Raw genomic sequence first — 12,485 nt, forward strand, 5'->3', positions numbered from 1 at the left:
TAACTTAGTATGAATAAAAGCTAGAATAGCTTATGAAAAAATTATCATATAAAATAACTTAAAATTATGTCTTTTCCATCTCACCAACGAACCGTGATATTTACTTTTCTATTCATGATATTGCTGAACAAAGTGCAGGCAGGTCCTGGAAATATTGCCATTAATGCCAGAGCTACTGTTAGTGCTGCCATTAATGACCAATTGGGAGCTATTAATGTAAATGATGGGATGGTTTATTTTGAGGATATGGGCGAATGGGTCTCTGATAGTAAGATGAATTTTTGGGGCGGTATTAATTATCCATGGGCAAAATTAGATTGGGACCATCCACAAACAATTAATAAGGTAATTGTTTATGATAGACCTAACAGCCAATCACATACGGCAGGAGGAACCCTTTTCTTTAGTGATGGAACAGAAATAAGTGTAACGGCAATTCCAAACAATGGCGCTCCAAAAGTTATTTCGTTTCCCGATAAAACAATAAAGTGGTTACGCTTTGAGGTTACTGATGGGAATGGGAATAATTTAGGTTTGTCGGAGATTGAAGTGTTTCCTGCACCCTCTGACTACAAAGACCCTGTTTCTTGGGTGGATCCTTATATAGAAACTACAAGAGGTAGATATTTTTTCTTTGTAACTGGGAGTCGTCCTTTTGGAATGGTCAGTTCTGCCCCCATGACGCGAAACAAAAATCAAATGGGAGGAGGTTACAACTACAATTCGACAGAGATTTTAGGGTTTCCTCAGGTACATGGCTGGATGCTTTCCGGAGTAAATATAATGCCCACAACTGGGTTGATAAACCCTTCAAATGGGGAGGAGAACTGGAAATCATCTTTTTCACATGAGGATGAAATTGTGCAACCCGGCTATCATAAGGTTTTTTTGGAAAAGTATAGGACCTGGGTAGAACAAACTAGTACGGATAGGGTAAGTTTTTATCGTTTTAAGTATACACAAGACTCCAAATCCAATATTTTGGTGAATTTGGGGGGATATCTTAGTACGACTACAATGACAGATGCCCAAGTAAAGAAAATCAGTAACAAGGAAATCGAAGGTTCGGTGAACACAACAGGACGATTATGGGGTGGACCAGATAATGTAAAGATTTTTTATGTGATTCAATTTGATCGCCCTTTTGAAACTTTAGATGGTTGGGTAGGGGAAAAGAACTATTCGGATATATCAAGTTTGCAAGGTGACAAAGAGGTGGTGCCAAAAAATTCAGGACAAAGTTATTACGACTCAAAGACCTCGGGAGTCAATGCTATTTACCAGGTAAGAAAAGGAGATGAGATTCAAATGAAAATTGCAATCTCTTATACCAGTATTGAAAATGCCCGTAATAATTTGGTTCAAGAATGTAGCGATTGGGATTTTGATAAAGTGAGACTGGATTCAAAAATGGAATGGAACGACTGGTTGGGGAAAATTCAGGTCAAGGGAGGTACAAATGAACATAAAATTAAATTTTATACTGATTTGTGGCACGTACTATTGGGTAGGCACAAGATTGATGATTTTACCGGTGATTATCCAGATTACACCAAAGGGTTAAGAAAAGGGAACCATACCATAAATGCTGAGCTAAAAATTAGAACTGTTCCAAAAGATGAAAAAGGTAAATCAAAATTTCATATGTACAATTCGGATGCATTTTGGTTAACTCAATGGAATTTAAATATTCTTTGGGGATTGGCATGGCCAGAGATGTTGGATGAATTTTCTTCGTCACTAGTTCAATATGCTGATAATGGGGGGTTATTGCCCCGAGGTCCCAACGCTGGGGGGTATTCCTATATTATGACTGGTTGCCCAGCAACTCCATTAATCGTTTCCGCCTACACCAAAGGAATTTTAACTAAGGTAGATAGTGAGCATGCCTATAATGTCATGAAGTTAAATCATATGCCTGGGGGAATGTTGGAAGCCGACGACCATTATATTGAAAAAGGCTACTTTGCAGGAAATGCGGGAAGGACTTTGGAAGCGGCGTTTCAAGATTGGTCCTTGGCCCAGATGGCCGAAGGATTGGAAAAGAAAAATGATGCCCATTATTTTTTGAAACGCTCCGAAGGTTGGAAAAAGTTATACAACAAGGAGCAAGGTCTTATTTTTCCCAAGGACCAAAATGGAAAATGGTCCCACGGCGACCCGCTTAGCGGTAAAGGCTGGATCGAAGCAAACGCCTGGCAGGCTACATGGTCGGTATCACACGACATCCAAGGGTTATCGGCATTAATGGGCGGTAATGACAAGCTAAGCGAAAAGCTGAATTTTGCCTTTGAGCAGGCAGAACCTACCGATTTTGTTTTTGCCTATGGGAATGGTTACGTGAGTTATGCCAACCAACCAGGCTGTTCCAATGCACATGTATTTAATTATGCTGGCAAGCCATGGCTAAGTCAATATTGGGTGCGTAAGGTAAAAGAACAAGCCTATGGAGCGATAACCCCTGACAAGGGCTATGGTGGCCATGACGAAGATCAAGGACAAATGGGGGCCGTAAGTGCCTTAATGTCCATTGGGCTTTTTAGCCTAAACGGAACCTCATCCTTAGACCCGGTGTATGATATTACCAGCCCTGTTTTTGATGAAATAATCATTAAGCTTGATCAGAATTATTACCAAGGTGAGAAGTTCGTTATTAAGGCATATAACAACTCTGAAGATAACATGTATATCCAAAAAGCTAACTTGAACGGTAAACTACATGAAGAATTCTATTTTGACCATAAGGAATTTAGTAATGGTGGAATCCTAGAATTATGGTTGGGACCAAATCCAAATAAAAAATGGGGCGTTAAAGAATTGCCGAATTGAATGCCAATAATATGAATTTTTGATAATTCAAAATATTTCATCTTAATTATATTTTAAAAATATGATGTATGTCATATTTTTTTTATTATATTTGATTATGTCTATACATATAAACATGGTCTGTTTTTTGTGCTAATTGGCACGAAAAGTCCGCATAGGTTCCGTTTTAATTAGAAGGACAGATAGCCAAAAAAATTGAAATTCCGAGTTGTAACAGGTGTTAATATGAAACTCGTTATTTTTTATAATGCACTTTGAAATAGAATAACTGACATCTTAATCGATTTATCATAATCTCAAACTTTACATTTCTTAAAAAAGTAGAATCTTTTGAGTAAGGCCAATGTGAAGGGATTTAGGAGCACAAGCTTAATTATTAACCAATCAATTAAACCTAAAATGAAAAGCAAACTATTCTTACGTGGCCGGCCATGGGCCAATTACAATGCGTACTTCTTTATTTTATCTTTTCTCCTATGCACTGGTTTATGGGCAAATGATAATATTCTAAACAAAAACAAGGAATCTAAACTCCTTGAGGAAGTAGAGAGTATCACTTTTAATGCTGTTTATCAGCAAAGTGTATCCGGGCAAGTCGTAGATGAAAACGGAGTGCCTCTTCCAGGTGTTAGTGTATTGGAAAAAGGCACCACTAATGGTGTGGCGGCCGATTTCGACGGAAACTACAGTATTACAGTCGGTAGTGAAAACAGTGTCCTGGTTTTTTCATATATAGGATATTCGAGCAAGGAGGTAATAGTTGGTGCGTCATCGACAGTTGATGTGAATATGGAGTTGGATGCCAGCCAGTTGGACGAAGTTATCGTTGTGGGATATGGAACTCAGATAAAGGCAAAGGTTACCAATGCCGTTGTTCAGGTATCTGGTGAGACAATTAATAAATCACCCTCTGTTTCTATGGCGAATTCCCTGGCAGGTCGTATGTCCGGAGTTTTTATTACTCAGAACAGCTCAACACCAGGTAGGGATGATGCAACAATTCAGGTAAGAGGAACAAATACCTATCGCAATAGTGGTGCACTTATCGTCATTGACGGGGTTGCCAATGCAGATGGGATAGATAGATTGGACCCCAATGATATTGAGACAGTCACTGTATTAAAGGATGCCTCTGCAGCAATTTATGGGGCACAATCTGCTGGTGGTGTTATATTGATTACCACAAAAAGAGGTAAAACCGGGAAAATGCAGGTTGATTATAATTCTTCGTTAAGTTTCCAGAGTTTGGCAAAACAAAGGGAATATGCAAATGCGGTGGATTATATGAATATCGTAAATTCGGCTGATATACTGAATGGGGCTGACCCTTCTTTTCCTAATGAGACCATAGATAACTTTAAATCCGGGGCGAGAAAATCCGAGAACTGGTTGGAAGCCTTTTACGGAGGTCGATCTGCTTTACAGAAGAGGCAGTCTTTGACAATGTCTGGAGGATCTGAGCGGATCAGGTATTTTACGTCTTTGGGAACATCGTCTCAAGGGGGACTTTTGGTGGGAGACAACAAAACAAAAAACAGACAATACAATGTAAGGATGAATCTGGATGTCAAGGCTAATGATAATCTGGATATAGGCTTGGATATTGCTCTACGTCAAAAAAACTCCCAATATCCTCAAGGTGGTGGTGCTGGCGGTAGTGGTAATACCAGCCCCCTTGTAGAAGCATTTGTTGATGGAGACACCCGTTACCCGACCCAAGGATGGTCCCATTTAAATCAGGCTGCCAGGGTCAGAGGTGTTGGATACCAGAGGGAGGCGGATCATGTGTTGACCTCGAGATTAACCTATAAATATAAAATTCCGGGTGTGGAAGGCCTATCTTTGGAAGGCTTTGCCGCCTTTAACAGAACCTGGCAATATGATAAGGCATTCAATTGGCCATGGGACTATTGGGAGAAAAATTTGGAGGGTGAAATTATTAAAGTCAAGGCAAGGGATATAGATCCTGAAGGACTGACAGAAAGATTTGAACAAGAAGAGGCCATAACATTAAATGCAAGAATTGCCTATTCTACGATTATAGGCGAGGACCATAGGTTGGATGCCTTCGTAGCCTATGAACAAAGCGAAGGTAAAGGTAATTACTTTTGGACGTCACGATTGGGGTTTGCTTCTAAATCGATCGATCAACTTTTTGCGGGCAGCGAAGACACTGCAAATTTCAGGAATTTTGGTTCCGGAAGTGTAAATGCGAGAAGAAATTATTTTGGTCGCTTGTCGTATGACTATAAATCAAAATATCTGTTCGGATTTAATTTTAGATATGATGGGTCCATAACCTTTCCAAAAGATTCGCGATTTGGTTTTTTCCCTGGCGTATCTGCGGGTTGGGTGATTTCTGAGGAATCCTTTTTCAAGAATAATCTAGTGAACCATTTAAAGCTTAGGAGCTCTTGGGGGCAGTTAGGTAACGATAGGGTGGATCAATTTCAATACTTAGCTGTTTATAAGTACAGTGAACCACCCGGTTTCGGTATAATCGGAGATGGATATGTTTGGGGCAACCAAGATGTAAAAGGGGTGGTGCCAGATGGTGTTGCCAATCCAAATATTACTTGGGAGGTATCAGACAATCTAGATATTGGGCTCGAAATGGGCTTGTTTGAGGGCGCGCTGAACTTTGAATTGGATTACTTTATAATTAAGACCACTAACATATTGGGTCGAAGAATAGCGTCTATTCCGGCATATACCGGTCTAGATCTGCCCGATGAGAATATTGGGGAAATGGAAAATAAGGGAATCGATTTTTCATTTAGATATAATCAAAAATTGGGTGAATTGGGCCTTGGTCTGGGAGGGACTTTGACCTATGCCAAAAACAAGATCATATATTTTGACGAAACGCCTACCGATTTTAAATATCAGAAATTGGAAGGGCAACCTTTTGGTTCGAATTTGGTATATGAATCTATTGGCATTTACAGGACCCAAGCAGATTTGGACAGTAACGTGAATTATCCCAATGCTGGTCTTGGCCAATTGATTTTTGCAGACCTAAGTGGGGATGGTCAGATCAATGGCGATGACAGATATCGCTATGACCCACTTCAAACTCCAAGACTTCAATTTGGTTTAAATTTGGATCTGAATTATAAGAATTTTGATTTTACGGTATTATTCCAAGGTGCCACCAAGGTACAAAGAGCATTGAGCAACGGTTTCAATTCAGGGGCCGGAGGGAATTCATTTGATTATGCTGCACAAAATAGCTATACTTTAGATCGTACGGATGCCTTGCTCCCCAGGGTAGGGACAACAACTTTAGGAAATTCCGCTAGTGATTTTTGGTACCGGGATGCATCTTATGTTCGTTTAAAATCTATGGAATTCGGATATAGTTTTCCAAAAGATATTATGAATAAATTTGGTATTGATCAATTAAGATTCTTTGCCAGTGGTTATAATTTGTTGACATTCTCAAAATTGGATAAATACGGTTATGGAGATCCCGAGCAAGACAATGGGGGTTATCCTCCTTTAAAAACAATAAGTTTTGGTTTAAATCTAGCTTTTTAAAAAGATAACTATGAGAAATTTAATAAACATCAATAAATTGAAGAATATAAAGAACGCCATTCCCATTCTCTTAGTTGTGATTATGGGTGCCACATTGGTATTGTCATGTAATGATGATTTGTTGGACAAAAGTCCATTGTACGCCATTCCAGAGGAAGACGTTTTTAACGACCCCATTTTTTTGAATGGCTATGTTGCTTCCACCTATAATGGCATTAAAGTTCATTATCGGCCGTCTGCTGGAGGGCTTATAGGTTTAACGGATCTGGCCTTTATACAAACACAAACAAATGATATAGGGGGGCCGGGAGAGGAATATCTTCAAGGTGGGATGACTCCAGAAAATGTGGACGCCCTTACAAATGGGTTATGGGCCCATCAATACAAGTATATTACCAATGTGAATGTTTTTTTCGAAAAAGTAGAGGGTTCAACTATGGATAAGGATATTCTAGATCCTCTAGTAGGCCAGATGCTCTTTTTAAGGGCCTATATGTATTTTGAATTAAGCAGGCATTTTGGAGGTGTTCCGTTAATTACCGAAACTTTTAGTTTGACAGAAGAGTCCTATAGTGTTCCACGAAACACCTACGATGAGGTTGCCGCATTTGTAATTTCAGAAGCTGAAAAGGCCATTCCGCTTCTTAAGAATCATGGGGATGCACCCTCAGGGGCTGCCTCCAAACAGGCGGCAATGGCTTTAAAGGCCAGAATGCTATTGTATATGGCAAGCCCTTTGAACAACCCTAACAATGACTTATCCAAATGGCAAGCTGCTGAGGTGGCCACAAAAGCGGTCATTGAATCTGGGTTTACGTTACATCCCGATTATATGGAATTATTTCATGATCCAGTTGCGGAGGACGAAATCATACTTGCCAGAAGTTATACGAGTCTAAACAGAGTGGCATCACAAGGCGGATGGGGGTATAATTATGATTTCTGGCCCAGTGGCTTTGATGCGAACCAGAGAGTTACGCCTACTCAGAATTTTGTAAACACATTTCAGATGACAAATGGGGAATACCCATATCTTGAAGATGGAATCACCATAAATCCGACTTCCGGTTATGACGATCAGCTCCCAAATTTGAACAGAGATCCGCGATATTATGTAAATGTTCTCTATTCGGGAGCTGTTGTTCAAATTTTTGATGGATCCAAGAGCGCAGAGCGGGCTTATGAATATTGGGAGGATGCAAACCCAGATATTCCTATGGAGAATCCTGATTGGAATGGTGAAACTATTTTTGATTTCGGAAAAGACTCCAAGTCATTCTGGGTTGCTGGAAAAACGCCTTTCCATTGGAACATACAAACCGGGTATGCGTTTAGAAAGTTGACTGATTTTACCAGCCCTAGGGCCAGTTGGGACCATGACTATGATAATGTGACCTCCTATTTTAGATTGGGAGAATTCTTGTTGAATTATGCCGAAATTCAAATGGCACTAGGCAATGAACCTCTAGCGCGTGACTACATTAATAGGGTGCGTAAAAGGGAATCGGTCAATATGCCCGATGTTACAGAGAGTGGTGCTGATCTGGTCCGTGTATATAGAAGTGAACGCGTAGTAGAATTAAACTTGGAAGACTCACGTTTTTATGACCTTATGAGATGGAAAGCGGCACCTGGATTGGTGGATCTTAATCCTGCCAGAGGAATTACAAGTCTTAAAAAGGACTGGTCCGATGGAGGCAAACTAAGTTATGAGTATGGCAAAATTACTACGGCTACAACAAGAGCACCCTGGCCCGGAGATTACTATTATTTAATGCCAATACCTATTGATGAAATAAATAAAAGTGACGGAGCACTGGAGCAAAATCCGGGGTATTAATGACCGGTAACGTTAGTTGTTGGATGGTGATTAGTTCTAAAGCAGTCATTATGTAGCTAACTTGCCACATAACTTAAATGTCAAATATTAAATTATTTGTCTATTTCTGTAAACTTATAATTTGAATTGAATCCGTCTAGTTTTACATGAATTAGACGGGTTTCGTTCTATTCAATCGGAAATTAATTGTTTGTTGATGAGAGTGGTATGGATAAATGTAGGAATTATGTTAGTTTAGTTAAAAAAAATTAATAATGTCAAAATTTGTTTTAGGCCTTATGAACTGTTTTAAGAGGGTTAGAGTATTTCTTTTACCCCTTCTTATAGTGGTCCTATTTACTAGTTGTGAAACTTCAACAGATGATAATTCAATAGGCCTATTTGAAAAATTATCATCGGAACGTTCGGGAATCGATTTTTCAAACAACATAACGGAGAACGATTCGATCAACTATTTTAGCTACCTCTATCTTTATATGGGTGGCGGCGTAGCCATAGGAGATTTTAACAATGATGGCCTTCAGGATATTTATCTTACCGGAAATATGGTGGAGAATAAAATGTATCTCAACAAAGGGAATTTGCAGTTTGAGGATATTTCCAAAGAAGCAGGGGTTGTCGCGGATAATAGGTGGGTAACTGGCGTTACTTTAGGAGATGCCAATCAGGACGGATGGCTGGATATATATGTTAGTGTTTCAGGAAAATGGGTTACTAGAAAAAATTTATTATTTATTAATGATGCCAAGGTTGGCGCCAACCCCACTTTCACCGAATCGGCAGAAAATTATGGCTTGGCGGATACTGGAAATACTACCCAGGCCGTATTTTTTGATTATGATCTTGATGGTGATCAAGATCTGTATGTAGCAAACTACCCAATGACCTCTCCTGGCCAGAACATGGAGAAATATTTGAACTACACCAATTTGGGTACTCCTTATGATCAAAGCGATCGACTATACAGGAATGATGGTAATGGGAAATTTGCTGATGTGACCCAGGAGGCAAATTTGGCGAAATACGGACTCTCCTTGGGAATTTCCGTAGGCGATTTTAATCAAGATGGTTGGCCCGACCTTTATGTGTGCAATGACTTTGTTACACCCGATTATTTTTTGATCAATAACAAGGATGGTTCCTTTTCCGATCAAAATTTAAAGCTAACCAATCATACTTCTTATTTTTCCATGGGTTCAGATGTTGCCGATTTTAACAATGATGGTTTATTGGACCTGCTGCAAGTGGATATGTTACCCAAAAGTAACAGCAGGATCAAAGAAAACATGGCTAGTATGGATACCGATAGATTCAATGATATCGTAAGAAATGGACTGCATCATCAGTACTCGACGAACACCCTGCAATTGAATATGGGCAATGACAAGGATGGATTGCCACGATTTGGGGATGTTGCCCGAATGTCTGGATTGTCTTCAACGGATTGGAGTTGGGCTGCTTTATTTGCCGATTTTGATAATGATGGTTTTAAGGACGTTTATGTGACGAACGGAGTTAGACGAGACATAAACAATCAAGATTTTTTTGCCGTTCCTAAAGAGGAAACAGACAAATTGAATGATTTGGAACTAACAAAGAGATTACCTTTTGAAAAAATCAGGAACTTTGCCTTCAAAAATAAAGCAGATCTTTCTTTTGAGGATATAGGGCAACAATGGGGGATCGATTATGAAGGATTTTCCAATGGAGTGGCCTATGCCGACCTTGACAATGACGGTGATTTGGATTTGGTAGTAAACAATCTGGACGATAAAAGTATACTCTATGAAAATAAGGCGAGCGACCGGAAATTGAATAATTTTTTAAGAGTTAAAATGAATGGCCCTAAAGACAATGCTTTTGGTTTAGGCTGTAAAATATGGTTGGAAGACAATGGGGAGACTCAATTTCAGGAATTGACTTTGACCCGAGGATTTCAATCATCGGTAGAACCAATATTGCATTTTGGAATAGGAAAAAAGAATACCATAGATAAAGTCAGGATACTTTGGCAAGATGGGAAAGAACAGCTTTTAACCAATGTTAAGGCCAATCAACTCCTTGCAGTTGATTATAATGATGCGAAAACAAAAGGTAAATTTCAAAAAGAAGTGGCAAAACCCCTTTTTGAGGACATAACGGAGCAAGTTCAGTTGAAGTTTAAGCACGAAGAAAATCCATTTAACGATTTTACATACCAGGTTCTACTTCCTCATAAAACATCGGAGTACGGCCCGGCAATGGCAGTAGGTGATATTGATAACAATGGTTTGGACGATATTTATATTGGAGGAGCGTATGGACAGGCCGCAAAGATGTTTTATCAGAATGAAGAAGGCATTTTTATTGAAATTTTAGATGAGGTTTGGGAATCGGATAAAAAACAAGAGGATGTAGGTGCAACCTTTTTTGACGCCAATGGTGATGGATTACAAGACCTTTATGTAGTAAGCGGGGGCAATGAAGCTGAAGCTGAAAGTGATTATTATCAAGACCGTTTGTATATAAATGAGGGCCAAGGGAAATTTAGAAAAAATAGTACTGCCCTTCCGAAAACGAACAGTAGTGGATCCTGTGTAGTTGCTGGAGATTTTGACAATGACGGAGATATGGACCTCTTTGTGGGTGGAAGGTTGACCCCAAGAAATTACCCAGTTGCCCCCAGAAGTTATATCCTTAGGAATGAGAGTTCTACATCGGGTATAAAATTTGTGGATGTTACCGAAGAAATTTCGCCTGGGCTGGCAAATATTGGAATGGTTACCAAGGCTGAATGGGTAGATTTTGATGATGATAGTTATTTGGATTTAATGGTTGTAGGGGAATGGATGCCTATTTCCTATTTTAATAATAATAAAGGGAAATTTGTAAATGAAACCGAAAAAATGGGGTTTTCTGGAACTAATGGTTGGTGGTTTGGTATGACCAGTGAAGATTTTGATCATGACGGAGATCTTGATTTTGTACTGGGAAATCTTGGTCTAAATTACAAATATCAGGCTACTGAAAAAGAACCATTTGGTATCTATATGAGAGATTTTGATCGGAACAATAAGAACGATATTGTCTTAAGTTATTTTGAAAGTGGAACAGAATATCCTGTTAGAGGTAAAGGGTGCTCATCGGAACAGATTCCTGTTATAAGTTATAAATTCAAAGATTATAAGTCTTTTGCAGCTGCAAGCTTGGCAGACGTATATACTACTGATGAATTGAATGAATCCTTGCAATTTAAAGTGGGTAGCTTTGCAAGTGTATACATGGAGAATCTAGGCGGTCACAAATTTAAAATTAGTCCATTGGACAATTTAGCACAGATATCTTCTATTAACACGATCTTGGCTGAAGATTTTGACAATGACGGAAATATGGATTTGGTAATAGGAGGCAACTTGTATGGTTCCGAAGTGGAAACACCGAGAAATGATTCCAGTTTTGGCGCTTTGATGGTTGGTAACGGGAAAGGTTCTTTTAGTAGCAGAATGCCCTATGAAAGTGGTATAATGGCGAAGGGTGAGGTAAAAGCCATAGAAAAAATTAGGTTGACAGGGGGTCAAGAAGGGATACTTTTTGCCAAAAACAATGATTATTTGCAGCTGCTTAAAATTTCAAATTAGTTGGCCGATGCAGGAATCGTTTTCCCAATGTAATAATGTTCATTAGCTTCTAATGAGAATTATGGATACTGTGGGGCAAAACGTATCCCTGTAATAAAGTATAATAGAAGTTGAGTTAGTTTAGTTTTTTGACCACAGATTCAATTATGATAATAAATAGATGGGTCTGTGGTTTTTATCGACTAAATATTTTCTAAAGTGGATTCTTTGAATTCCTTTAAGTTTTTTCATTTAAAAAGGAATCTTAATAACGGCCTATTTGGGTAGGATAGCATTATCAATGAATTAATTTTCCCCTAATGAAAAAAGCAATTCTATGTTCATTTGGCATTCTTGCATTGACATGTGTTTCCATAGATAATAAAATTTCGTATTTGGCAGTAAAATTACTGACTGATCGTAATGAACAATCCTCTATTTTTGAAATTTTAGAAGTATACTTGGAAAATATACTCCTGCAACCTTTGTTTTACTCCCATGATTTTTAGTAGTGTACGTATTACGAAACGATTGATATTGATGAAAAACCTATAAAACCTAAAGCCATAAAAAAATGACCTTAAAGACCAACCTGAACAATCTTTATTTAGTCATTTCCACAATTAGGTTGTACGTTCTATTTTTGGGATAACATGAGGTAGTAATCGCGATTTGAACCT

Annotated in this window: 4 protein-coding genes; all 4 read left to right on the forward strand. The window is 38.8% G+C overall.

What is annotated here, in order from left to right; all coding sequences use genetic code 11:
• Nucleotides 1–66: 66 nt before the first annotated feature.
• Entirely contained in the window at nt 67–2,829 is a 2,763-nt protein-coding gene (locus CWD91_RS04500) for a GH92 family glycosyl hydrolase (RefSeq protein ID WP_103439716.1), read from the forward strand.
• A 399-nt stretch (nt 2,830–3,228) separates the two neighbouring features.
• A complete protein-coding gene (locus CWD91_RS04505; protein WP_103439717.1) occupies nt 3,229–6,369 on the forward strand; it encodes a SusC/RagA family TonB-linked outer membrane protein in 3,141 nt (1,046 codons plus the stop codon).
• Nucleotides 6,370–6,379: 10 nt separating this feature from the next.
• The gene (locus CWD91_RS04510; protein ID WP_103439718.1) at nt 6,380–8,209 is read left to right on the forward strand and encodes a RagB/SusD family nutrient uptake outer membrane protein; all 1,830 of its coding nucleotides are present in this window, start codon (nt 6,380–6,382) and stop codon (nt 8,207–8,209) included.
• A gap of 254 nt (nt 8,210–8,463) precedes the next feature.
• Nucleotides 8,464–11,826 carry a VCBS repeat-containing protein gene (locus CWD91_RS04515; protein WP_239985647.1) on the forward strand — a complete coding sequence of 1,121 codons (3,363 nt, stop codon included), beginning with the start codon at nt 8,464–8,466 and terminating at the stop codon, nt 11,824–11,826.
• Nucleotides 11,827–12,485: the final 659 nt, after the last annotated feature.

It is taken from the genome of Arenibacter hampyeongensis, assembly GCF_002909255.1.
Lineage (GTDB): Bacteria > Bacteroidota > Bacteroidia > Flavobacteriales > Flavobacteriaceae > Arenibacter > Arenibacter hampyeongensis.

What these genes read in the sequence shown, in the direction of transcription:
- CWD91_RS04500 (WP_103439716.1), top strand. Translation starts at nt 67, where the DNA reads ATGTCTTTTCCATCTCACCAACGAACCGTGATATTTACTTTTCTATTC.
- CWD91_RS04505 (WP_103439717.1), top strand. Translation starts at nt 3,229, where the DNA reads ATGAAAAGCAAACTATTCTTACGTGGCCGGCCATGGGCCAATTACAAT.
- CWD91_RS04510 (WP_103439718.1), top strand. Translation starts at nt 6,380, where the DNA reads ATGAGAAATTTAATAAACATCAATAAATTGAAGAATATAAAGAACGCC.
- CWD91_RS04515 (WP_239985647.1), top strand. Translation starts at nt 8,464, where the DNA reads ATGTCAAAATTTGTTTTAGGCCTTATGAACTGTTTTAAGAGGGTTAGA.